Here is a 25,487-nt window from a genome sequence, read left to right as displayed (position 1 = left end):
TTCAGAAGACAGGTATAGGTTTTTACTTACTCTGCGTCAGTAAAGAAATCGTTGTATAACATGTATAGGTGGGCAGCACTCCAAGAGAAGTTTGGAGCACCTTGTTGTTCACCGTTTAGCGGGTTGTAGTTCTCACGGATAGGGCCGTCTTGTACCAAGCCATCGGCGTGGTCGAAGAATGCGCCTGCCATTTCAATCGCATCGTCACGGTAGCCGTAGCTGTCCATACCTTTTAGGCCGAAGTAGAACTGGTCTACCCATACACGTCCACGCCAGTAAATATCTGGGCCAAATGCTGGGCTAGAAAGCGCTGCTGTGCCCAGTGGAACGTAGGTGTTGAACTCTGAGGTATCTTTCATCACAGAGACCACGGCATCAGCGTGAGCTTGTGTTGCTGCACCGTTGAACAGTGGTGACCAACCCTCAGGGCCTTTCCCACGCTCGACAATCGGTTTGCCTGCGCAGCCATTGGCTAAAGGCTTGTCTTCAATACGAATGTCATAGAAGAAGTTAGTGCCTTCGTCGAACATACAGGTGTTGATGTAGTTCGATAGGTGCTCTGCTTTTTCACGGAACTCTTTCGCTTCTGCGTCTTTACCTAGAATGTCAGCCATTTCTGCTAGGTACTTGTTATCGCTGTACATGTAGCTTGCTTGGTCAACGGACTCTTGCAGCAATGAATAGCCAAGCAAAGTGCCGTCTTCAGCGCGGTTTTGAGCGAATTCAACATCCCAATCACTGCGCTTGCCACCGTTAGCAACGTACGCGTCTAGCTGGTCTTTATCGATGAAACCGAAGGCTGCTGCATCATCACGACCTGATTCCCAAGACGCAGCGGTTTGAGCTGGGCTCTCGATGTAATCGTAGTTGCCTTCTGCTACCACTTTATCCAGTTCAGCTTGGCCTACGACTGTTTCGTGTTTATCGCCACGAACCACGGTGAAGTACATTTCACCTTCAGGTGTGTTGTGTGCTTTGTCGCGTGCTGCGCCGTATTCTGGAACACCGTTGCCGTTGTTGTCACGGTTGCGTAGCCACCAATCATGGTATGCCACTAGTTTTGGATACATCTCTTGTAGCCAAGCTTCGTCGCTGGTGGTTTTGTAGACTTCCATTACTGCCCATGCTGCTAGGCTTGGTTTGGTATTACGTTCATTCCAGTTACCGCCATCGCCGCCACGTTCTGGACTTAGGTTGTAAGCGAGTAGATCGGGCACGTAACCTTCATCCCAAGGACGAACGGCATCGTCAGCCTGAATTTGGTAAGCGAACATCGCGCGGATGTTATCTTTCGCTACATCTGGGTTGAAGTGAGCCATTGCGTAGGCTTGCTTCCATGTGTCCCAAGGCCAAGTTTGGTTGCCCGAGAACCAACGCGCCGTCACGGATGGTGTCACAGAGTCAAACTCCATCGCACCTGCAGCGCCACGCCAGTTACCGTTTAGGGTTTCCATCGCTTTAACCGCAACACGCTCTTGCTCTGGTGTCGCGTTCGGGTTGGTTAAACCCATCTCAAGATAGCCTTCCCAACGTTCTGCTGATGCGGCTAAGAAGTCGGTAGGGTTTGCCATGATCTTTTTGATTTCAGGCTGTTCCGCTTGCGCTTCTTCTGCCGTTAGAACATGCGAGTATGTGGTGTAGATAGTCGTCGATGCTTCAATGTTTGCCGTTGAAGTAAACGCTAAACCATCAACCGTGGTTTTCGTTGGAATCGACTTGTGAACTTGGTATTCAGACTCACCAGAAGTCAGTAGATCCCATGTCGAACGAACCTTACCGAAGGTCACCTTTAGGCCATCGTCGGTTGCGACGATTTGACGGTCATACTCAGGGTAAGTTTCAGCGATTGTTTTGTCGGTTTGTGCCACGCCTTCTTTGGCGTGCGTCTTTTCTAGCAGTTCACCATCCCACACTAATTCAACCGGTGAGTCGGTAGTGATTTTTGTTTCTAGCAGAGAGGTACGGTTTGAAGCAAAACGCATCGTCATTTCTACGGTCACATCGTCAGATTTTAGCGTCTGAACCAATGCGCCCGGTAGGCTATAAGCTTCCATAGTGAAAGCCACTTTTTTGCCGTCTTTGAACACGCTTAGGCGGTCGAAGTTATCAGCCATGAAGTTGATATATTCTTCGGTAAGCAGTGCTGTACCTGGGAATCCGCCCATGCCTTCTGCACTGTCTGGCAGCAGATGACCGTGCCATGCACCTAGGTCGAAGAATGGGTTAAAGCGTTGGTGGTCATCGAAGTCGTAGTCACGCATGTATTCAGGTGAGCCAGTACGATCGATAACGTTCTTAAATTCGTTGGCTTGCAGTTGCTCTGTGTCAGAGCCTGAGCCAGAGATTGAGTTTGAAGCACAACCAGTAACGACAAGGGCTGCACCGATAGCGAGAGCTGCGAATGATTTATTCAGTTTCATGATCAATTCCTGTTATTACCAGTAGAAGTATTGCATTGCGAACACCTGAGCGTCGCCGATTTCAGTGTCGCTGCCTACGCCAAAGCGGCTATCGAAAGCAGTCGCAAACGCGCCGTTGCCGTATTCATACCAAACGCCAGCATTGATGTAAGAGGTGATTTCTTTGTCGCCATTGTCACCGTCAAAGTTTGCGTAGTTGTAGGCTGCAGATAGGTAAACGCCTTGTGCCGCTTCGTACCATGCACTGGTTTGAATACCAGACTCGCTACCGAAAGACTCTTGGTTGCCTTTATCTGTATCGTGCCAAACACGAGTGGCGAAGTTTTTGTACTCAGCACCCAATAGCAATAGTTCACCACCATCGTTGTTACGAACTTCACCACCACCCATTAGGGTTAAGTCGTCGGTCAGATCGTATTGAAGGTAACCATTGACCATGGCGTTCTTATCTTTCCATTGGTCTGCGAAGCTGTCGTATTTACCGAAGTGAACAAGAGCATCGTCTTCCGAGAAGTCAGACTCTGGCGCGAAAGAAACGCTGTAGCGAAGCTTGCCTTCTAGGTTTTGAATCTTCACACCAAGGTGCACGTCTCGCGTGTTTGAGATCGCGTAGCCGTATTCAACCGTAGGGTCACCCCACCATTGAACGTCATCTAATGAAGAGTCCATACGACCAATCATGAATTCTGTTTTGTTATCTGTGCGGTAGCCAGCGTAAAAGCGGTTGAAACCACCTTCAAAACCGCCCCAGCCGTGGCCCGTTGCCCAAGCATTGCCTTCGTCATCGGCTTGTACTGTCCAGCCCTCCATATAAGCAAGACCAAACCAATTACCGTGCTCGATAGCCAAGCCAGCTTCAATGTAAGTACCGTCTGCGTAGCGGCCTTTATCATCACCTTCGAGTGCCACGTGACCACCAAGGCCAAGCTCACCATAAAAGTTAAATAGGGTTTCAGTTTCTGTCTGAGGAGGCTGAGTATCACTGTGGTTTGCTGCGGACTCTTCCGCGTGGGCAGTGGTACTTAAGGCAGCAAGAATACAGCTTGTAATAAGAGTGTTTTTAGTAAAACTACTTTTCATTTTAATCACTTCTGTGTCGGGGTTATAAATGAAGGTTCGCAAGCAGTTCTGACTTCTAATATGGGGTGCTCTTCAAGGCGTATTGGTCAGGTTACTTACGATCGCAAAACCAATATTAATGATAATTTTGATGTTTAAAATTAATTAAGTTTAAAAGTGTGATCTATTTTTAGTAAATATTTACTTTGTTTTTATTTTGACTTTCAGTTGAATTTGCAGAGGTATGGCTAGGGTTGTAAGTATTCGGGAGGTGAATTGTTTGATGGGTGGTTAGATTGTTGGTTCGAATGTTTTGATTCTTGAATGGCTTTGATTTAATCGAGATGGTTAGTGGAAATGTACCGACAAATAAAAAGGCACTCACCAAATGTGAGTGCCTGAAGTTTAAGTCAGAGTGCCCGAAGTTTAAATCAGAGTGCAGGGTAAACTAAGCGTTCGCCGGTTCAGGTTTTGCTTCTAGTTTTTTCTCTTCTGGAGATAAGCTTTTTTCATATTTTCCGTACTTCCACCACGCGTAGCCAAGGAAGATAACAATCCCGCCCACGTTGTAGAAGATGATGGTCATGATGTCAGCACCTGTTGGGAAGGTTGACGCAAAGAAGCCAACAGTGAAAATGCCGATCAGAATCGAGACCACGGTAATGCCTGTCATACGTGAGCCCATTCTGAAATCACGAGGTAAGTGATCCAACTTCAAACGTAAATTAAGGTACGCGATCATGATGAATAGCGGTGGCAACATCGATGCTGCAGCTGTCATGTTGATAATGGTACTCATCAGATCTTGAACCGTATCGGACGCCAACGTTGGGATGAACATCAGTGGAATCACGATCAAGAACTGAACCCATGCCGCACGCTCTGGAACGCCTTGCTTGTTAAGCGCGACGGTTTTCTCACCGAAGATACCTTTAGGGATTTCAGAGAAGAAAATCTTAACCGGTGTTGCTGTCCACATTAGTAGCGAGCCCAGCATCGCCGTGAATGAAACCACACCAACGAAACGGTTCATCAAGATTTCAGACAGGCCAAAGTGTCTTGCTAGCCCTTCAAATACCTGAACTGAGCCGCCTGTGAATTTAAGCTCTTCACGCGAAACAAACACGTTTGCTAACACAGATCCTACCGAGTAAAGCGCACCGATGAAGATACCGGCAATGATGATGACTTTAACGAAAGACTTGTGACCGCCTTTGATGTCGTTAACGTAAACCGCGACCGATTCTGCACCGCCTGCCGCCATGAAGATCCAAGTGATTACGCCAAGGAATGCCCAGTTGAAGCTTGGTGTCATGGCTTCAATGGTGATTGGGTCAGCTGGCTCGATACCGCCTACCAAAGCACCGCCAGATAGCAAGATGTAAGACATCGTTAGCAGCAGCATCAGTGATGATGTTAGTGAGGTGATAGGGCCCAGTAATTTCGCACCGTTATTCGAGATATGAGTCGCGACCGCAAACAAAATAGTACTTAGAATTGCGGTGGTCATTGGCGTGAATATGTACTCAAAACCTAAGAACGCATACGACGCGTAAGCGATGATTCTAGGGAGCAGAGAGGTGAAGAAGAACAGGTTAACAAACCAGTAGGTGTAAGCTGAAATAAACGCCCAGCGGCCGCCTAGAGAGCTTTTAACCCAAGAGTAAACACCCGCTTCAGAGTCTTTATTCAGTGACACAAACTCTGCAACGATCAAACAAAATGGCACAAAGTAAAAGATGGTTGCTAGAAAGAACATCGGAGCTGAGGAAAGGCCGATCTCGATGTTGTTATTAATGATGTTATTGAAGCTGTATACCGCCGCGAAGGTCATAGACAGTAGGGCAAATTTGCCTATCGTACTGCGTTTATTTTCGGACATGATGTTCTCCGGTGAATCACGTTGATGATCGTTATAACTTGGTCCTAGAGAGGGAAGCTCTAGGCCGCACTTTTATTGTTATGTTGGTTTGGCAAACACCCGCTTTGTTTTGTCAGGGTTGGCTCATTGTTGTTTTTATAGATTTACGATCGGACTTCTTTGGGATTTTTTTCTTTGGTATTTCAGTAAACTTATTACCAAAACAAAGAGTTAAAGATTAAGAAGTTCATTGAAGAGATTGCTTGTTTCATGAGCGACGATTTATAGGGCTTGTAGGGGGTTTTTGCCGCTTTTTTTATATGAATCAGTTTGTCTCTTCAGCAAGAAGATTAAAGATTAAGCGGCGGGAAGTTAATCGAAATTGATCAAATATGTGACCTTGAGTAAATAAATTTAGTTAATATTTTACCTTGGTTTTTATTCGAGTTTTATTACCTATTAATTGGTGTTTTTCGTGAACTGAAACCTTGACGGAACGCCGTTTTTATTTCTCGGGATTGATTTTAATTGTCTGATTTAAAACAAAAAAAGCGCCTTGTTAGGCGCTTTTAAAGTTGGGGGGGATGCAGAGTGCTACGATTGCTTAGCGGTTTCTAGCTTTGCTTCTTTACCTGCTTGCTTCTTTTCAAAGCGAGAGATCCACCACCATGCAATACCAGAGAATACCGCTGTCATGAAGACGTTGATGAAGAAGGCTTGAACAAGGTCAACACCTGTCGGGAATGCCGATGCTGTCATGCTCACAATGAAGATACCAATCAGTACCGATACCACTGCCATACCTTGAGTGCGAGTACCCATACGGAAATCACGCGGTGTATCGTCATGCTTCAAGCGGAACACAAAGTACGCCACCATGATGAAAATAGGCGGTAGCATTGCGGTACCCGCTGTTAGGTTGATTGCTGTGTTCATCATGTCTTGTACTGATTCAGACCCGAAGCCGTTAACCACAAGCATCACGAATACGAACGCAAACTGCCACCATGCTGCACGAACTGGAACACCATGTTCGTTTAGCTCTGTTGTCTTCTCGCCGTAAACGCCTTTCGGAATTTCAGAGAAGTGGATTTTAACTGGTGCTGCTGTCCACATCATCATTGAGCCAAACATAGCAACGAACAGAACGATACCAACGAAGCGACCTGTCATAGATTCAGAGATGTTGAAGAACTGAGCCATACCAGTGAAGATTTCAACCATACCACCTGCGTACGTTAGGTCTTCACGAGCAACGAACACGTTTACCAGTAGTGAGCCAATAGCGTACATAGAACCGATAGCGATACCCGCACCGATGATTACTTTAATGAAAGACTTATGGCCACCTTTCACATCGTTTAGGTAAGCCGCCGCTGTTTCTGCACCACCGGCTGCTTGGAAGATCCAACACATGATACCTAGCGTTGCCCAGTTGATGGTCGGTGTCATTGCTTCAAGCGTGATTGGTTCTACTGGCTCATGGTTGCCGCCCAGTGCCATTAGTGCACCGATAACGTAGATTGCAAACAGAGCGAATGCACCGTAGGCCACGATCTCGGCAATCTTACCTAGCCAGCTCGCGCCTTTGGTTGAGATGTGAGTTGCTGCAGCAAACAGAGCAATCGAGATAGCCGATGTGACGACTGGCGAGAAGGCGTATTCATAGCCCAACATCGCGTAAGACGCATAGGCGATTACGTTTGGTAGCAGGGATACAAACCAGAAAAGGTTTACGAACCAGTATAGGAACGAACCTAGGTAGGCTGCTTTTGAGCCTAGCGGTTTTTTAAGCCAGTCGTACATGCCTGACTCGGAATTTTTATTTGCTGATACGAATTCAGCAATGATGAACACGAACGGAATGAAGTAAATAAGGGTCGCAAGCAAAAAGATAGGAGCGGAACTCAATCCCAATTCGATGTTGTTGTTTACAATGTTGCGAACGTTAAATACCGCTGCAAATGTCATGGAAAGCAGGGCAAATTTGCCTAACTTACCGCGTACAGATTCAGACATAGTGTCCTCCGAGGAATCACGTAATTATAGTCGTTATTTCTCAATGCTTCCTTGTAGGGAGGAAGCATTGAGGCTTTGTTCAGTATGCTCGAGCCTTGAACGGCAAGGCTCGTTACATACTGTGAATAGATAGGGTTGTTGTTATTTATTGAGGAAGTAACCGTCTTCAATGGTCACTTTCAGTACCACTTTGCGAACTCGGTTGTCACCGTGAAAGCGGTAAGCTTTGCTGTTGTCAAAGATCGCCACTTGGCCTTCAGCTAGCTCACGAGTTTCACCGTTCCCCATTAGGTGTTCGCGGTCGGTTTCATCGCTATAAGCTTGGATCTGCTCTAGCTCTGATTTCGCTGCGAATTCAACCGTTTCACGGCCTTCTAGGTAGTAGTGCACGTCGAAGTAACGACGATTACCGGTGAAGTTTTCTGTGTTGCGAGCCACGCCGTCTTCAATCATGTAAGCCAGTGAGTCACCAATTGAATACATCACGCCACCTTTGATGTTGCCGATGTTTTCAATCGCTTCTACGCAGCGTTGCCATTTACGACCATCGCGGTAGACGACTTTAAATTGTTCTAAGTTCTCTAAAACGATCATCGTTTATGCCTCGTTCAGTTGTGGTTGAGCTTTTGGTGCATTCACCGTAAAAAACTCATCGCCAAAGTTGTGATTGATTAGGTGCTGCGCATCGCAATCGCCTGCTTGGAATGGAATCAGAGTTAAACCGTAGCGGAACTCGTCCATGTAAACGCGGTAAGAATCGAGCACTTCGCTGCCCCAAGAGTTAGAGCCTAAGCCCATCACTTGGTGATCTAGGTTTAACGTGATGTAACCGCTTTTCTCTAGCTCAATGGTGTGTTGTGCTTGGTGCAGGTTTTGGTTGGTGTAGAACCATGCGCTGAAGTTGATTTCTTGCTGTGGTTTTACTGCAATACCATTACCCGCGCGGCTTGAAAGCGCAGCCCAACGAACGTGTTGGCGGTTGCCGTTGTTCTGTGGGAACGGGTAGTTCTCGAACATGTCTGCAACGGTTGATTGGTACACATCAATCATGTTGGCTTGCTTGCTGTCTTGGTAGTTCTCTTCAGGGCCGCGTCCGTAATATTGGACTTGGTCGAAGTCGCCGTTGATGCCCATATCAAAACCAATCACAGGAATTACATGAGGGTACTCACCGTAACGTTCGCCGCTTAGCTCAACGTTCAATTGGCCTTCAGCATTAACTTGGTAGCGATATTCACAACGCATGCCGAAATCGAATACTGGTGGAGCAATGATGCTGGTGGTGGTGATCTCTACCTTGCCATTTACCTGTTCAACGTTAACGCATTCAAGGTCAATGCTACGGAAGTGCTCCTGCATAATTTGCAAGTGTGCAGGCTCCCAGTAACCATCGTGCTCTTGTTTATGGTTATCGATCATTGGCTTGAAGAAGTTGATTCGTGGTTCTGACTTAATCATCTCTTCGCCATTGACCAACCATGACGTCAGCTTGCCGTTCACTTTCGAGAAGTTCAGTGCGAAGTTGTGGCCTTTGATTAGGTAAGCTAAACGAGACTCTTCCACATTCAGTGCTGTCGCATTGTTGTTAGTGAAGGCTTCTAGCTGTGCTGTGTTCTCTTTCACTTGGAATTGATACACCGCGATGTCGTGGTTCGCTTCGCTGTAAGGCGTACGAGAATCCTTGCGCACGGTAAAGTTCACAAACACTTCGCGCTCATCAAGTTGTGGCAAGTTAAGTGTCAGTTCACGGCTCGAGTTTTCTGCCAGTTCTTCAATCTTGATGTGTTGCACAGCAATGGTTTCACCTTCAGCACGGATTTCCGCAGTGATGGTGTAGTCATCGATGTTTGAGAACCAAAGTTTGTTGTCTACCGTGAAGGTGCCCGTTTGTGCATCGAAATCGCGAAGCTTCACTGGGGCAATCACTTGCTTGTACTCTTTCAAGCCAGGGCCTGGCGTTTGGTCTGGGTAGATCAAACCGTCCATGCAGAAGTTGTAGTTGTTCGGGTAGTCACCGTAGTCACCGCCGTATTTGTAGAACTCTGTGCCTGCTTCATCACGCGCTAGAATGCCGTGGTCACACCATTCCCAAACATAGTGACCTTGAATTGCGTCATGCTTGTAGAACACGTTTTGGTATTCAGTTAAACCACCCGGGCCGTTACCCATTGCGTGTGCGTATTCACAGATGATACGTGGTTTTTCGTGCGGGAATTCACCGAAGGCATTCATTAGTTGAGCACGTGAGTACATGGTTGAAATGATGTCGACCACTTCAGCATCACGGTCTTCTTCGTAGTGAACTAGACGCGTGTCATCAATCGCTTTTGCTGCATCGTACATAGAACGGATGTTGCAGCCGTAGCCAGACTCGTTACCCAGTGACCACATGATGATAGAAGGGTGGTTCTTTTGAGCGTGAATGTGACGTTCGATACGTTCAACAAATACCGCTTCCCATGCAGCATCGTTAGTGATGCGGCTTAGGTCACCAACGTTCGCAAAGCCGTGTGTTTCGACATCGGTTTCGCCCATCACGAATAGGCCGTAGATATCACACAATTCGTAGAAGCGTGGGTCGTTAGGGTAGTGCGCCGTACGTACTGAGTTGATGTTGTGTTGCTTCATCAGTACTAAGTCTTTCTCAACGCGATCCATGCCCACAGCACGACCTTTCAGGTGGTCGTTGTCGTGACGGTTTACACCATGCAGCATCACGTATTTGTTGTTGATGTAGAACAGACCATCGCGAACTTTAATGTCTCGGAAACCAACGCGCTGTGGAATCACTTCTAGCACTTCGCCGTCTGTGTCTTTTAGCGTCAGCAACAGTTGGTAAAGGTATGGGTTTTCAGCATTCCATTGAACAGGGTTCACGACATCGATAGAGAATTGAGTGTTCGCATTGCCGCCAGTCTGTTGGTTAGGAACAGTTAAGTTATCTACTGAGCCTTGGGAGATAACTTGGCTGCCATCAAGCAATGCGTACTCAAGAGTTGCGTTAGTCGCTGCTGCTAGGTTTTCTAGAGCAACGTTGCACGAAAGGGTCGCGCTTTGGTAAGCGTCGTCAAAATCAGTACGAACCATTAGGTCTTGAACGTGAAGTTGTTCTTTACCAACAAGGTAAACATCACGGAAGATGCCGCCTGTCCACCACATGTCTTGGTCTTCAATGTAGGTGGAGTCTGCCCACTGCATCACGCGAATAGAAAGTAGGTTGTTGCCCGCTTTTACGTGGCTAGAGATATCGAATTCAGCGGTTAGGCGGCTGCCCTTGCTGAAACCAACGTACTCACCATTTACGTAAACTTCGAAGTAGGTCTCTACGCCATCGAATTTAATAATGGTTTGTTTCTCGTTCCAGCTGTCGCCAAGGAAGAAAGAGCGTTGGTATGCGCCGGTTGGGTTGTCTGATGGTACGAAAGGCACATCAATTGGGAATGGGAAACCTTCATCTGTGTATTGAAGATCGCCGTGGCCTTCCATCTGCCACATGTTTGGAACCGTGATGTTTCCCCAGTCGCTCATTTCCTGAGAATAGAACTCTTCAGGGACCAATAGCGGATTGGTGAAATAGCTGAAATTCCATTGGCCACTCAATAGTTGGAAGTGGCTGCTCAGTTCACGCTGAAACGTTTTTGCGTTTTTTTCTGATGCGTACGAGAAGAAGTATGCACGCGGTGCCATACGGTTCTCATGTAAGTTCAGGAAGTTTTCCCAGTTGTTCACGTTGCCTCTCTCTCGGTCTGAATGCAGTTTGCTGACCGACGTTCTTATGCGTAATTGGGTCGTAGTGAATACGAGTATTTTTGGATTGAGGTGATTATTAGTAAAAGTTTTACTAAATGAAAATGGTGAAAACGTTTTACTTTAACTTCATCACGTTTTTTATGGTCTTTTTACGGTGCTGTGTGATCCACTTAAAAGAATGCTATTGGCTGATTTATGTAGCAGATTTAAGAGGGGGATACGTGGAGATTGATGTATGTGACGGGCACAAAAAAGGCCACCTTCAACAAAGGTAGCCTTTATTTATCTACTTGATATATTTAATTATTTTGTTGTATCGCGCAGCTTGAGTTTGCTTGGTACATAGACACGTAGTGGGATGGTTCGGCCGTCGCGTACTTTCTCAATCAGCAGATTAACGCCTTGAATTCCCATCAATTCAGAGTGAATACGAACAGTTGATAAAGATGGGAAGGTAAATTTAGCTGTTGGGATGTCGTTTACACTGATCAGCGCAATATCTTCAGGGATGTTTAATCCGTGCTCATGAACTGCTCGTAAAACGCCAATTGCGATGGAATCTGACGCAATAAACATGGCTTTAGGGTAGTCGCCCGTCGCGAGCATCTGTTTTGCAAGCTTGTAACCTGATGAGCTAGAGAAGTCACCACGGTAGATGTCTTGCTCACTGACAACGTTCTTGAGGCCACCATATTCAGCAAAAGCGACTTCACGAATATCAGGGGTATTGACGTCGTCTTGGCCACCAATAAAGCCGATGCGCTCATAGCCTTGGTTGATAAAGAAGTTGGTGATCTCTTTGCTGATCAAAGCCAGGTCGATATCGACAGAGTCATAAGGTTCTGAGTGATCGGTAAAATCGACATAACAGATATTATCGCTCAGCTTTTTAGCTTGCTCGATAACCTCTGGTGTCATTCTACCCACCAACAAAACACCTGTGATTGGTGCTGAATTGATCTGTATTTTACTTTCATAACAGTTGGTTATCTTAACTTCCATCTTTTCACACTGGGTTTCAATCCCGTGGCGAATCGATAGATAGTAAGGGTCGTTAACTTCCGCTTCTTGCTTGTAGTTATACAGTGCTAGGAAGTGATGGTTTTGTTTTTTACTGCTAACGGTTTTTCGTGAGCTGCTGGTTTTGTATTCCAACTTCTCTGCAATTTCAAAGATACGCCTTTTGGTCTCTTCCTTGACGCTTAATGTTGGATCTTCATTGAGAACCCTTGAAACTGTAGCCAATGATACATTCGCTTCAGTCGCGATATCTTTTAACGTTGCCATACTCACTTCCTGTTATTGGAACATTGCGCTGCTTTGAAATTGGTATTTAGTAAAAAAGCAATGCACCTCTTTATTCTACAGACCTATTGTAATCAAACTGGACGTCATTGCATTAACTTTTAGTAAAATAAATGCTCAACTCATCTGTGATGTCTCAAATCTAACTGTCTATAATTATCTTATTAAAATTCAATGAATTAGAAGTTAACAGCAATACGTTATCTCTATGTCATTATCAGTTCCAATGATGAAAGTTAGTGTAAACGTTTACACTTCGTGGTTTTGATCACAGAATTATAGTCAAAATGGCTGCTACTATTTCTGACATACGGTGCTACTGAGCTGAATGTCAGTTCGAGTTAGCCCACGAATGACGACAAAGAGAGGTTGATTGTGAAAGTACTGGTTACGGGCGGCATGGGTTACATCGGAAGTCATACATGCATTCAAATGATACAGGCAGGTATGGAGCCGATCATTGTTGATAACCTTTGCAACAGCAAAGAGCTAGTGCTGGAACGAATCGAGTCGTTAACTGGCAAGCGCCCAACGTTTTATCTTGGCGACATTCGTGACCAATCTTTTCTAGATAGCGTGTTTTCAGAAAACGATATCCAAACGGTGATTCACTTTGCTGGCCTGAAAGCGGTAGGGGAGTCGGTGGCTAAGCCTTTGGAGTACTACGATAACAACGTTAATGGTTCACTAGTGTTAGCTCGCAGCATGAAGAAAGCGGGCGTGAAAAGCATCGTATTTAGTTCTTCGGCTACCGTTTACGGTGATCCAGAAGTAGTGCCGATTACTGAAACTTCACCAACTGGCGCGACAACTAACCCTTATGGTCGCAGCAAATATATGGTGGAAGAGTGCTTGAGCGATCTGTTCAACGCGGAGAACGACTGGAGCGTCACTTTACTGCGCTACTTTAACCCTGTTGGTGCACACCCATCAGGCACCATGGGAGAAGACCCACAAGGCATTCCAAACAACCTAATGCCGTTCATCGCACAGGTTGCTGTAGGCCGTAGAGAGAAGCTTTCTATCTTTGGAAACGATTACCCAACACCGGATGGAACTGGTGTTAGAGACTACATCCACGTAATGGATTTGGCTGATGGCCACGTAGCAGCATTAAAAGCCGTGGGCGAGAAAGCGGGCTTACACATTTACAACCTAGGTACGGGCAAAGGCTCAAGTGTACTCGAGATGGTTGAAGCCTTCGCACAAGCATCGGGCAAACCGGTTCCTTATGAACTTTGCCCACGCCGCGCAGGTGACATTGCCGAATGTTGGGCAAGTACTGAAAAAGCAGAGCGCGAGCTTGGCTGGAAGGCGACGCGTAGCGTGATGGAGATGACGGCAGATACGTGGAACTGGCAGTCGAATAACCCACAAGGCTATTCCCCTTCGTAATTGAAGCCGCAGCGTTGTTAGCTGCGCTTACCAATTCCAATCACATAGAAGATCTATGCTCATGGATATTGGAAATCTTGCTGCCTAGCTGCAACTCCAATTTCTTTGGGGAAGGCAAAGACAAGATATGAGAAAAGAGAGATTCCAGATATCTCGCACCTCGATTCTGGAATGACGGATGAGCATAAGGCTATGAAGTGGTTGCCTTTGCACAACTAGCACAACGAGATTACACGTCATTCCCTACAGCGAGGCACGAGCGTGATAGGGAATCTCCTTGTAGAAGAATTATTCGTTTTGGTTAATGAACCAGAGCACACAATTTAAGAGCAATGTAAGTATGTCAAAAGTTGAATTTAACCCAGTAGACCACCCGCACCGTCGTTATAACCCATTAACTGGTCAGTGGATCTTAGTCTCGCCACATCGTGCGAAACGTCCATGGAGTGGTCAAGATGAAAAGCCATCCACTGCGCAACTGCCTGCGTACGACAAAGAGTGCTTCCTTTGTCCAACCAACACGCGTATCTCGGGTGATGAAAACCCTGATTATGACGGCACTTACGTGTTCAGTAACGATTTCGCGGCGTTGATGCCTGATTCGCCTGACGCTCCAGAGTCTGATAACCCTCTATTCAAGACTCAAGGTGTTCGCGGGTTGAGCCGCGTGATCTGTTTTTCTCCGGACCACAGCAAAACGCTGCCGGAGCTTCCGGTAAACAAGATCCGTGGTGTTATCGATACCTGGAATGAACAGATTGAAGAACTAGGTAAAGACTACCTGTGGGTTCAAGCGTTTGAAAACAAAGGTGAGACCATGGGCTGCTCTCAGCCACATCCACACGGTCAAATCTGGGCAAACAGCTTTTTACCCAATGAGATTGAACGCAAAGAAAAACTACTAAAAGAGTACTTCGAACAACAAGGTTCTAATCTTTTAGTGGATTACGTTGAAGCTGAAATGAAAGACGGCTCTCGTACTGTGGTTGAAACCGAACATTGGATTGCAGTGGTGCCTTACTGGGCAGCGTGGCCATTTGAAACCATGTTGCTGCCAAAAACACACATCCGCCGTATGAGTGAACTGACTGACGAGCAGCGTGATGATTTAGCGCTTGCGATTAAGAAGCTGACCAGTCGTTACGACAACTTGTTCCAATGCTCATTCCCTTACTCAATGGGCTGGCACTACGCGCCGTTCTTTGAAGAGGGCACCGACATCGACCATTGGCAACTGCATGCGCTTTTCTACCCGCCGCTACTGCGCAGCGCATCAGTTCGTAAGTTTATGGTGGGCTACGAAATGTTGGCTGAATCACAACGTGATTTGACTGCAGAGCAAGCAGCGCAGCGTCTGCGTGATTTGAGTGACGTTCACTACAAAGAGCAGGAATAGCCTGTTTCGTAGATAACAAGCGAGATTCCTGATATCTCGTCCCTCGATTCTGGAATGACGGCAGGTGAAAGGCTGATGTTGTCATTCCCTACCGTGAGAGACGAATGAGATAGGGAATCTAAAAGAATTAAAGTGGTGCCGTGAAGGGGCCATAACCAATTGAACAAAGAGTTTACTTATGTCTGACCTAATCCAAAACGTGAAAGCATCTTTTGAGCAAGTCCTTGGTTACCAAGCGACTCATATTATCCAAGCACCAGGTCGTGTGAACCTGATCGGCGAGCACACTGACTACAACGATGGTTTTGTTCTACCGTGTGCCATTAACTACCAAACGGTAGTCGCCGCGGCTAAGCGTGACGACAACATTGTTCGCGTAGTATCAGTGGACTACGGTAATGCAGTCGATGAGTTCGATTTAACTCAAGAGATCACATTCCAACAAGACAAGATGTGGGCGAACTACATTCGTGGTGTGGTGAAGTGCTTAAAAGGTCGCGGCTTTGAATTTACAGGTGCAGACATCTCTGTAACGGGCAACGTGCCTCAAGGTGCAGGTTTAAGTTCTTCTGCGGCGCTGGAAGTGGTGATTGGTCAAACATTCAAGGTGCTTTATAACCTAGAGATCAGCCAAGCTGAAGTGGCGCTAAATGGTCAGCAGGCCGAAAACGAATTTGTGGGCTGTAACTGCGGCATCATGGACCAAATGATCTCTGCAGAAGGTCGCGCAAACCACGCGATGCTTTTGGATTGTCGTAGCCTAGAGACTCAAGCGGTTTCAATGCCAGAAGATATGGCTGTGGTTATCATTAACTCAAACAAGAAACGCGGCTTAGTCGACAGCGAATACAACACACGTCGTGAACAGTGTGAAGAAGCGGCGCGCATCTTTGGTGTTCCGGCACTTCGTGATGTGACCATTGAGCAATTCAAAGCGAAAGAGTCTGAATTGGATGAAATGGTCGCGAAACGTGCTCGTCACGTGATTACTGAAAATGACCGTACTGTTGAAGCGGCTCAAGCTCTACGCACTCATGATATGAAGCGTATGGGCGAGTTGATGGCTGAATCGCATGCATCAATGCGTGATGATTTTGAAATCACGGTGAAAGAGATTGATGCGCTGGTTGATATGGTCAAAGAAGTGATCGGTGAACAAGGTGGCGTGCGTATGACTGGCGGTGGTTTCGGTGGTTGTATTGTGGCATTGGTTCCACCTGCATTGGTTGATGAAATCAAAACAACCGTTGAACAGAAATATCAAGCGGCGACGGGGCTAAAAGAATCTATTTATGTGTGCCAAGCGAAAGACGGAGCAGGCTTAGTTGAAGTAATCTAACGGCTTCGAGATTTAATATAGAGCTTACCAAGTAAAAAGATCATGGTAGGCCAAATGCTTAAGCCTTTACTTCAGGTAGAGGCTTTTTACTGGCACTAGAAGGAATTTAGAATGACACAAGAGCAAAACCTGCATCAATCCATGACGCAGACTCCTGCCTATGATGGCCAACCCGCTCAGTTAGTGACGCTATCAAATACGCATGGCATGCAAGTGACATTCATGGATATTGGTGCAACATGGTTGAGCTGTATCCTGCCAGTAAAAGGAAACAAAAGAGAAGTTTTGTTGGGTGTTAACTCAATGGAGAACTTCGATAAACAAGCCAGCTATATGGGCACAACTGTTGGCCGTTATGCTAACCGCATTGCTAATGGTCGTTTCAAAATTGATGGTCAGAATTACAAGCTGGAAACCAACCAAGCGGGCAATACCTTACATGGTGGCCCGAACGGATTTGATAAACGCCGTTGGAATATTGCCGAGCAAACCGAAACGTCAGTGGTGTTTACTCTTGAGTCTGCTGATGGCGACCAAGGATTTCCGGGGAATTTGAATGTGTCGGTGCGTTATGACATCACCGAAGACAATCGAGTTTCCATTAATTACTCTGCAACCACAGACAAGACGACTGTAGTCAACCTAACGAATCATGCGTACTTCAATCTACTTGGCGCTGAAGCTGGACACGATTGTTTGTCACACATTGTCAGTATCAATGCTAATCAGTTCTTACCGACCAATTCGGTGGGTATTCCGTTAGGTAACCTTAAATCAGTGAAATCGACCAGCTTTGACTTCAATCAGCCTATGATGATCTCAGAGCGTTTGTTGGGCGATGAACAGCAGAAAGCAGCAAAGGGTTACGACCACTCTTTCTTATTGGCTGATGGCTGCAAACGCACTCAATGCGCCGCGACCGTAACCTCACCGGATGCGCTCGTCACACTAAAAGTATTTTCAACCAAACCTGCGATGCAGCTATACACCGGAAACTGGCTTGGTGGCACACCAAACCGAAGTGGTGGCAGCTATGAAGACTACGCTGGTTTGGCGCTAGAAACCCAGTTCTTACCTGACTCTCCTAACCACCCAGAGTGGAAGCAGGACAGTTGTATTCTCAAGCCTGAACAAGAATATAACTACAGTACCTGTTACCAGTTTGAATTTTCGGGGGATTCTTCAAACTAGTACGCTCTAGCTCAAAGCGGTTACGTCAATATCTTTTGTTTGTGAATAGGACGATGTGAATTATCGCGTTGTTCTTGGGGGATGAGCAAAAGTGGCGCTCAACAAGAGTGCGGTTTATTAAGCGCGATTGTTGAGTATCTGAGTAAGGTAGGAAAGCCCTAACAGAAGCGATTCTGTTAGGGCTTTTTTTTGTTTATTGCTTGATGAGTCGACCAGAACCTAGACTTTCTCTACCGAATTACGGCGTACCAGAGTTGGAGAGAACATCATTGGTTCAGTTGAGGTGTTTTCACCTTTGGCTAAGTGCAACGCGAGTCGTGTCGCTTTCTCTGCCATCATCTGAATCGGGTAGCGAATAGTGGTGAGCTTTGGATGAACATAGCGGGCAATCAAACCATCATCGAAACCGATGATCGACATTTTGTCTGGCGCTTGAATACCGTTTTCATCAAGGACAGACAAAGCACCTGCTGCCATGTAATCGTTGTACGCCACAATGCCAGTGATTGGCAGTGATTTAGTCAGAAGGTTAGTCATGGCGTATTCGCCACCGTCACTGGTCGGCGCTGAGTATTCAATATAGCTGTCAGAGAGCGCTATTTTGTAATCTGAGAGTGCCGCTAAGTAACCTTGGATACGCTCATCGGCATCTTCAATGCTATGCGATGAGGCGATACAGGCAATGTTCTTATGGCCATGGCGGATCAGATATTCCGTCGCAAGATACGCACCTTTTTTGTTGTCTAAGAAAATACAGCGGTTGGCAATCTCAGCAATATAACGGTTGATCAGTACTAAGCCTTTGACCTCTTTTGCATAGGCAATCAGTTCTTCGTCGGTGAGGCCTTTAGAGTGGATCACCAGGGCGTCACAACGGCTGTTAATCAGCAATTCAATCGCTTGTCTCTCTTCTTCACGAACGTGCGAGCCATTACCGACAAGGATATGTTTTCCGTTCTCACGAGCGACATTGTCGACAGCCTTAACCAGCGTGCCAAAAAAGGGATCGGAGATGTCACCGACCAATACACCAACAGTGTTCGTGCTTTGGCTTACCAGCGCTCGAGCATTGGCATTCGGTCGATAGCCGAGTTTAGACATCGCTTTCGTTACAGACTCTACCGAGCTTGCACTCGCCTTGGGAGACTTGTTGATCACTCGAGATACGGTTGCAACAGAAACACCAGCTTCCTTTGCTACATCTTTAATTGTTGCCATTTTTAACCTCTATACATTGCTTCATCTATTTAACACCGACAATGATATTAAGGCAACGAAACTCTCATTTTACTTCCAGTAATGAGATCTTTACCGCTTGTAATTATTAGGCTTAATGCTAGTGTAAACATTTACATTTTACTCAATTTTAGTAAATGATTTAATGAGTAAAAATAAACCAATATAGGAAGTGAGAAATGGATACTGTCTCTTATGGTGACTTTGCTAAGTTAGAAATGCGTGTGGGTAAGATCATTGAGGTTGTGCGTCATGAAAACGCCGACAAGCTTTACATAGTGCAAGTGGATGTTGGTGACAAGACACTGCAAACGGTGACCAGCCTAGTCCCTTACTACACAGAAGAAGAGTTGATGGGTAAGCAGGTTGTTGTTTTGTGCAATCTAGCGAAGGCGAAGATGAGAGGCCACACTTCTGAGTGCATGTTGCTTTGTGCAGAAACGGAAGATGAATCTGAAAGTGTATTGCTAACACCTGAACGTGCGATGCCAGCAGGTATTCGTGTCGTTTAAGCTCACTTTAGGTTGGTGAGTCAATGTGTTCACCAACCTAAATCAACTAGCTGCGTACAGTTAGTATCAAGCCATCAATCACACTGTGATGGTGATCGGAAACCCCAGCAAGGTTGCCGTATTTAGGCTGGTGGCGATCATTTTCTAATGGGTGATGCCAACCTTGTGTGTGTTTAACGAAGTGCGCCGCAAAGCTTTCAGACACCTCTAAACATCCTGCTAATACAGTATCGACGTAGGTTTGAACGATAGGGCTGTTTTCGCAAGGTGCTTCAATCTCGTCTTTGATGTAAACCCAGATCGGTTGATCCTGTTTGAATTCATCTTGGCTTTCTATCTGAGAGGCCTTTAATTCGATACGGTGATAACCACGCTCACGGCGATCAAACTCAGCCAGTGCAATATCATCCACCTCAAGCAACACACCATTCACTTGTCCTTCGCCGAGATTGACGATCAAAGGGGATAAGACATAGCTGTCATCGATCTTGCTCCAATGGCGAATCAAGCCATGAACAATCGCAGGGATCGCTTGCCCTGTCTGACTGGTAAGCTGACGTGAAGATGAGTTGATTAAACTGCCATAACCAAAAATATACATCGCATTCCTTGTCTGAGTTGTTCCATTTAAGTCTAGTCTTACTATATGTTTGGCTTCATCAAATGTCAGTAGTTTTTTATTTTACACACTCATGAGTCTAAATGACTTTTATAGGGTGTGTTTTATTGACACTTTTTTGAAGCCTAAAGACTCTTTGTTGGTTGTTTTTATTGGCTTTATACCTTTGGCGCGTTTCATGCATTACGTTAGGCAATATTGCAGTGATGATTACTGCATCATGAATTTGACTATGAAATAGCAATTCCCAGAAGCCACTCTTGGCTTGTTATCTGAAATGAGGAACGAGTTTGTTAAATATCACAGATAAAAGTGTAGAAGACGCGATTCCAGCCTACCTGCGTTTAGGCTTTCGACCTTTCTTCTTTTTAGGCAGTCTCTATGCCGTGATTGCGATTGTAGCTTGGGTCATCATGTTCCAAAACGGTCAGCCTGAGATTTTAAAAGTTCCCGCACTGTGGTGGCACGTGCATGAGATGCTGTTTGGTTTCTCAATGGCGATAGTGGTCGGTTTTGTGTTAACGGCAGTACAAACCTGGACGGGTGTCAACGGCACCAAGCACTATCGATTGGCAGCCTTGGTTGGTTTATGGATCGCACCTCGTATTCTGTTTTGGACCCCCGCACCGTTATGGCTTATCTCGTCGATTGAGGCGCTGTTCTTAATCTTCGCCGCCTACGAAATTGGTTTCCGAGTCGTGAAGTCGAAAGGCTGGAAGAACCTGTTCTTTGTACCACTGTTTATATTGGCTATCGTGGCGAACTTTGCTAGTTACGCGACCATTAAGGGTATGCCTCCATTTCCTTCATCAGCGGTATGGCAAGCGATGTTGTGGTGGTTTACGTTGTTGCTGTCTGTAATGGGTGGGCGAGTTATTCCATTCTTCACGGCGCGTCGTTTTGATTTTGAAAAAGCTCAACCCTTAGTTTGGTTGGAATGGCTAGCGAATCTACCTTTGGTTGGTTTATTTGTGTTGAGTTTCTTCCCATTGACCTTTGCTCAAGTCGGCAATGAGTTGATGGTATTTGCAGGTGTGACACAGTTGGTGCGCTTTATCCGCTGGAAGCCTTGGACAACACTATCAGAACCCTTGGTGTGGTCGCTGCATGCGGCTTACCTATGTATCCCTCTCAGCTTGCTGTTACGCGGTTTGCTAGATAACCCGTTCGCGAGCCATAACATGCTGCACCTGTTTGCGATTGGCGGTTTGAGTGGGTTAATTCTGGCGATGATCACGCGCGTGACAATGGGACATACTGGCCGTGCTATCTATAAAGGGCCAAGTATGGCTTTGGCGTTCTCGGCTATATTTATCGCGGCACTCGTTCGTAGTTTAGGTGTGACATTCTTCCCGGCGTATTTATTTGAGATGGTCAATATCAGCGCGGGTTTATGGACGTTAGCGTTCGGTCTATTTATCTGGAAATTTGGGATGATGCTGTTAACGCCAAGAGTGGATGGTCACCCGGGCTAAGCCAATTAGTTATCTATTGATATAGATAGGGAAGCTCAGAGCTTCCCTTTTTGATCTTGATAACTCATTAAGTACTCGCAGCAAGGTATTGGCGTACCTGTGTGATGAGATCTTCCTTGGCGTGAGGCGAGATAAAACTGGCTTCGATGGCATTAATACTGAACTGCGCCAATTCGTTTTTGGTCACTGGGTGAGCATTGGCGACGGCGAGGAAGTTATCATTCATATAGCCGCCGAAGTAAGCCGGATCATCGGAATTGATGGTGACGCACAGCCCTTTTCTCAGCAACTCGACGATGTTGTGCTCTTGCATGGTCTCAAACACCTTGAGCTTGGTATTCGACAGCGGGCAGACGGTCAGTGGTGTACGTTTTGCTATTAGCTGTTCCATCAACTCTTCATCTTCTACACAGCGAACGCCATGATCAATTCGGGTAATGCCTAGCAAGCTCAGTGCGTCGCTAATATTTTGTGCTGGGCCTTCTTCTCCGGCGTGCGCGACAGTCAGAAAGCCTTGGTTGATCGCTTCTTGGAATACATGTTTAAACTTCTCTGGTGGATTGCCCTGTTCTGATGAATCTAACCCAACGGCAATGATCTTATCTTTATAAGGAAGGGCTTGTTTGAGTGTTTCAAAAGCGCTGTCTTCATCGAGATGACGCAGAAAGCACATGATCAGTTGGCTGCTGATACCAAGCTCTTGCTCCACTTGATTCAAAGCTCGAGTAATCCCGCCAACGATGACTTCAAAGTCAATGCCGCGTTCAGTGTGAGTCTGAGGGTCGAAGAAGATCTCAGTATGAACCACATTATCTTGCTGACACTTCAACAGATAAGCCCACGTCAGGTCGTAGAAATCTTGTTCATGAATCAGTACGTTTGCACCTTGGTAATAGATATCGAGAAAGGATTGAAGATTGTGGAACTGGTACGCGTCTCGAACTTGGTCTGGGGTCTCAAAGGGAATCGACAGGTTATTACGCTTGGCGAGTTGGAACATCAGCTCTGGCTCTAATGTGCCTTCTATATGTAAGTGCAGCTCAACTTTGGGTAAATTTTTGATGAAGCTATCCATAGCAACTCCTTAGCTATTTTAATTATGAGCGGAGTAGGTGAGACAGTAGAGTCTATAAACCTGAGCAAGCAGGTATCTCTTTCATTTATCTCTGTTTGAGCATAGTTCATTTCATTGTTATCGATAAAATAGGATAGAAGTTGATGGTGAACCGAGAGTTATGAACCGATTGAAATTAGGCGCAAACGATTTGCAGCATTGGAGTGTGATCCGCTGCAAATATTTGCAGCAATATTCATTGATTTGTGCTCTAATACCGCGCTTACCAAGGGATGGTGTTAAAAGATGCTCACTTAGATGGAGTTATCAAAGTTGACCGATCCCTTAATGATCTCCCTTAGGAAAAAATAGAACATGTCTAAGAACAAAAAATTTGATATCCGCCTTACAGAAAAACGCAACGGTTGGTGTGCAGAGATTACTCGTCAAGTAACGTCTCGCAGCACTACAGTATCTAAGCGTGAGTCTGGTTTCGAAACTGAAGCTCTAGCACAAGAGTGGGCAGAGAAAGAGCTAGCATCTTTCATCGCTAACCAAGCTGAACGTAACGAGCGTAAATCAGAGCAACGTAAAGAGCGTGACGAACTACGTCACACTAAAGAGCTTAAAGCTGAGCAAGCACGTGAAGCGCGCGCTAAAGCTCGTGCAGAAGAGCAACAAGACGCTGAATAATTCAGTGCATGACTAATTTATAGATCCCTTAATTTTAAGATAAGGGATTTGTGAAAAAAAAGCCCCGATACAACTTTTTTCTTTCGAGTTAAAAGTGTTTTGGGGCTTTTTAGTTTGTGGAGTTCTGTTTTATTGTGTTTAAGAGCTCGGTTTGGCTTCTCGCTTTTAACGTCGAGCTCTTAAACTGTTAAGCATTGTCTGATCAGTTATTCAGTGCAGTTAGCCAATCGTCTTCTGCCACTTCTTCAATGTAGCTTTCTACTGATTGTCCTACTTCTTCATCGTCTTGCTTGAAGTAAGCGATGTGGAACACAGCATCACCTTCGTTGACCAAAGGCAGAGTTTGCTGACCAATCACGATACCGCCTTTGGTTGTGATCACTTGGCCTTCTTGGTGACCCAATGGAGAGCTGATGTAAGCAAGGGTTTGTCCTGCTTCAACCTGTTCGCCAAGTCTTACCATGTTACGCAAAATACCGTCTGATTCAGCGCGGATCCAGCTGGTGGATTTACTCAATACTGGCTCTGGTAACTTCTTACGGTTAGGGCGCAGCATGCCGATTTCTTTCATCACTTGATGCACGCCAAGGTAACCCGCACGAATCGCGAGGTGATCAAAACGCAGCGCTTCACCACCTTCGTAAGTTAATACAGGAATACCCAGTTTTTCCGCTTCGCTACGCAGTGAACCGTCGCGCAGTGGAGAATCAATAATCACGGGTGTTGCGAACGCTTTTGCGATGCGCAGTGTCTCAGGGTTCGATAGGTTTGCACGAATCTGTGGCAGATTGGTACGGTGAATCGCGCCCGTGTGTAGATCCAGAATGTAATCACAGTGCTTTGCCACGTTCTCAAAGAAGGTGTAAGCGATACGTGATGTTAACGATCCTTTCTCACTGCCAGGGAAGCAACGGTTTAGGTCACGACGGTCTGGTAGGTAACGAGATTTATGGATAAAGCCAAATACGTTAACGATAGGCACAACAATTAATGTCCCTTTCAGTTTCTTTGGATCAATCGCATTGGTCAGTTGTCGTGCAATCTCAACACCGTTTAGCTCATCGCCGTGGATAGCCGCATTTACCATCAGTGTTGGGCCTGCTTGGCGACCGTGAATAATTTCAATCGGGATCGAAAGTGGAGAATGCGTGTAAAGCTGAGCCGCTTGCAGTTCAATCTCCATTCGCTGTCCTGGCTGAACAGTATAACCAAGTAATTCGAATGGTTGATTAGGTTTTAGTCTTGCCATTTAGGTTGTTCTCAACATGGTGATAATTCGTTAACACGGAATGTAGCAATCGTTGATTTTTAGTACGAATCAATCGCTTTACGGTGACGACAAAAGTTTTTTATGAAGGGGCTTCTGAATTGGTTTCAGTTTTTTATCTGGCTAATTGAAGGGTGTTTAAAATTTTGAATTTTATGACAATACATTAACTTAGAGCTGATATTTGTCATTCAGTTCGTTGGTATTATCCACCGCCATTTTTTGGCGGCCAAATTCAAATATTGAGATCAAAATGAAAAAAACAATTTCAAAAGTTGTAGCACTAGCGGTGGTATCTGTTGCTTTATCTGGCTGTGTTGGTAGCAACGCAGTAACGGGTTACCTAATGAAGTTCAACATCAAGGCTGTTGATAACCGTTACGCTCGTGGTGGTTTGAACATTCTACTTGCACCTGCATACGGTCTAACAGTTGCTGCCGATTACATAGTATTCAACTCACTAGAGTTCTGGACTGGTAGCAACCCACTAACAGGTGCTCCGCACATCTTTGATACTAAGACTGATACTTACCTAGACATCAACCACCAACTTGATCCGTCTCTAACGGAAGCGCCAGTGGGTCCTATCACGAGTGCAGATGTGATCGAAAAAGGTCAAATGCAGCAGATTGATGAAAACACGATCCAAATGGACATTACTTACCAGTCTGGTGAGCGTGCGACGTTAATCGGTGTTCGTGATGGCGAGATGGTGACGTACTTCATCGATGGCGAAGTTGTGGCACAAACTTCAATTGATGAGCTAGAAAGCTACGCGGCTTCACGCGCTTAATTGTTTATTTAGTCACAAGTAGTAGCTACAAAGATTAGATACAAAAACAGGTACTCATTGAGTACCTGTTTTATTTTGTCTCAGATAAACGGTGTTTACTGTA

General features: G+C 45.8%; 19 protein-coding genes. 8 read left to right on the top strand and 11 right to left on the bottom strand.

From position 1 onward, the window contains the following. Positions 1 to 26: 26 nt before the first annotated feature. From ygjK to ebgR, 7 genes are all read right to left on the bottom strand, one after another. Positions 27 to 2,420, bottom strand: coding sequence for an alpha-glucosidase (gene ygjK / locus AB4583_RS08885; protein WP_372117058.1), 2,394 nt, complete (start codon positions 2,418 to 2,420; stop codon positions 27 to 29). Positions 2,421 to 2,435: 15 nt separating this feature from the next. After that, the gene (ygjJ, locus tag AB4583_RS08880) at positions 2,436 to 3,500 is read right to left on the bottom strand and encodes a protein YgjJ (RefSeq protein WP_004734431.1); all 1,065 of its coding nucleotides are present in this window, start codon (positions 3,498 to 3,500) and stop codon (positions 2,436 to 2,438) included. A gap of 427 nt (positions 3,501 to 3,927) precedes the next feature. Then, entirely contained in the window at positions 3,928 to 5,361 is a 1,434-nt protein-coding gene (locus AB4583_RS08875) for an amino acid permease (protein ID WP_372117056.1), read from the bottom strand. 573 nt (positions 5,362 to 5,934) lie between these two features. Further along, complete coding sequence (locus tag AB4583_RS08870; RefSeq protein ID WP_372117054.1) at positions 5,935 to 7,359, bottom strand: amino acid permease; 1,425 nt, start codon at positions 7,357 to 7,359, stop codon at positions 5,935 to 5,937. A gap of 141 nt (positions 7,360 to 7,500) precedes the next feature. Then, positions 7,501 to 7,953, bottom strand: a complete 453-nt coding sequence (locus AB4583_RS08865; protein WP_372117052.1) for a beta-galactosidase subunit beta — start codon at positions 7,951 to 7,953, stop codon at positions 7,501 to 7,503. A gap of 3 nt (positions 7,954 to 7,956) precedes the next feature. Further along, positions 7,957 to 11,088, bottom strand: a complete 3,132-nt coding sequence (gene ebgA / locus AB4583_RS08860; protein WP_372117050.1) for a beta-galactosidase subunit alpha — start codon at positions 11,086 to 11,088, stop codon at positions 7,957 to 7,959. 324 nt (positions 11,089 to 11,412) lie between these two features. Further along, complete coding sequence (gene ebgR / locus AB4583_RS08855) at positions 11,413 to 12,396, bottom strand: transcriptional regulator EbgR (protein WP_372117048.1); 984 nt, start codon at positions 12,394 to 12,396, stop codon at positions 11,413 to 11,415. 393 nt (positions 12,397 to 12,789) lie between these two features. Between ebgR and galE the strand changes: the two genes are divergently transcribed. The 4 genes from galE (at position 12,790) to galM (ending at position 17,735) form a co-directional block, all read left to right on the top strand. Beyond that, positions 12,790 to 13,809 carry a UDP-glucose 4-epimerase GalE gene (galE, locus tag AB4583_RS08850; RefSeq protein WP_372117046.1) on the top strand — a complete coding sequence of 340 codons (1,020 nt, stop codon included), beginning with the start codon at positions 12,790 to 12,792 and terminating at the stop codon, positions 13,807 to 13,809. A gap of 340 nt (positions 13,810 to 14,149) precedes the next feature. Further along, positions 14,150 to 15,205 (top strand): UDP-glucose--hexose-1-phosphate uridylyltransferase, encoded by a 1,056-nt coding sequence (locus AB4583_RS08845; protein ID WP_372117044.1) that lies wholly within the window; start codon positions 14,150 to 14,152, stop codon positions 15,203 to 15,205. Positions 15,206 to 15,383: 178 nt separating this feature from the next. Continuing rightward, positions 15,384 to 16,544 (top strand): galactokinase, encoded by a 1,161-nt coding sequence (galK, locus tag AB4583_RS08840; protein ID WP_017060799.1) that lies wholly within the window; start codon positions 15,384 to 15,386, stop codon positions 16,542 to 16,544. 111 nt (positions 16,545 to 16,655) lie between these two features. Then, entirely contained in the window at positions 16,656 to 17,735 is a 1,080-nt protein-coding gene (gene galM / locus AB4583_RS08835) for a galactose-1-epimerase (RefSeq protein WP_372117042.1), read from the top strand. 219 nt (positions 17,736 to 17,954) lie between these two features. Here galM and AB4583_RS08830 read toward each other — a convergent pair whose 3' ends face one another. After that, a complete protein-coding gene (locus AB4583_RS08830) occupies positions 17,955 to 18,953 on the bottom strand; it encodes a substrate-binding domain-containing protein (protein WP_372117041.1) in 999 nt (332 codons plus the stop codon). 197 nt (positions 18,954 to 19,150) lie between these two features. Here AB4583_RS08830 and AB4583_RS08825 point away from each other — a divergent pair, with 197 nt between their 5' ends. Continuing rightward, positions 19,151 to 19,483, top strand: a complete 333-nt coding sequence (locus AB4583_RS08825; protein ID WP_017060796.1) for a tRNA-binding protein — start codon at positions 19,151 to 19,153, stop codon at positions 19,481 to 19,483. 46 nt (positions 19,484 to 19,529) lie between these two features. On the opposite strand, the gene AB4583_RS08820 is transcribed toward AB4583_RS08825, so the two are convergent. Further along, positions 19,530 to 20,084, bottom strand: coding sequence for a gamma-glutamylcyclotransferase family protein (locus AB4583_RS08820; protein ID WP_372117039.1), 555 nt, complete (start codon positions 20,082 to 20,084; stop codon positions 19,530 to 19,532). A 308-nt stretch (positions 20,085 to 20,392) separates the two neighbouring features. Here AB4583_RS08820 and AB4583_RS08815 point away from each other — a divergent pair, with 308 nt between their 5' ends. Then, a complete protein-coding gene (locus tag AB4583_RS08815) occupies positions 20,393 to 21,577 on the top strand; it encodes an NnrS family protein (protein ID WP_372117037.1) in 1,185 nt (394 codons plus the stop codon). Between the two features lie 67 nt (positions 21,578 to 21,644). Here AB4583_RS08815 and AB4583_RS08810 read toward each other — a convergent pair whose 3' ends face one another. Beyond that, positions 21,645 to 22,652, bottom strand: a complete 1,008-nt coding sequence (locus tag AB4583_RS08810; RefSeq protein WP_017069510.1) for an adenosine deaminase — start codon at positions 22,650 to 22,652, stop codon at positions 21,645 to 21,647. A 354-nt stretch (positions 22,653 to 23,006) separates the two neighbouring features. Here AB4583_RS08810 and AB4583_RS08805 point away from each other — a divergent pair, with 354 nt between their 5' ends. Then, positions 23,007 to 23,324, top strand: a complete 318-nt coding sequence (locus AB4583_RS08805) for a DUF3622 domain-containing protein (RefSeq protein ID WP_017069509.1) — start codon at positions 23,007 to 23,009, stop codon at positions 23,322 to 23,324. Positions 23,325 to 23,526: 202 nt separating this feature from the next. Here AB4583_RS08805 and AB4583_RS08800 read toward each other — a convergent pair whose 3' ends face one another. After that, complete coding sequence (locus AB4583_RS08800) at positions 23,527 to 24,573, bottom strand: succinylglutamate desuccinylase/aspartoacylase family protein (RefSeq protein ID WP_017060792.1); 1,047 nt, start codon at positions 24,571 to 24,573, stop codon at positions 23,527 to 23,529. 271 nt (positions 24,574 to 24,844) lie between these two features. Between AB4583_RS08800 and AB4583_RS08795 the strand changes: the two genes are divergently transcribed. After that, complete coding sequence (locus AB4583_RS08795; protein WP_017069508.1) at positions 24,845 to 25,384, top strand: DUF3332 family protein; 540 nt, start codon at positions 24,845 to 24,847, stop codon at positions 25,382 to 25,384. Positions 25,385 to 25,487 lie beyond the last annotated feature (103 nt).

Origin of the sequence: Vibrio sp. 10N.222.49.C12, from assembly GCF_041475025.1 — a bacterium.
GTDB classification, from domain to species: Bacteria; Pseudomonadota; Gammaproteobacteria; order Enterobacterales; family Vibrionaceae; genus Vibrio; species Vibrio crassostreae_C.
This window is presented reverse-complemented; position numbering and strand designations above follow the sequence as displayed.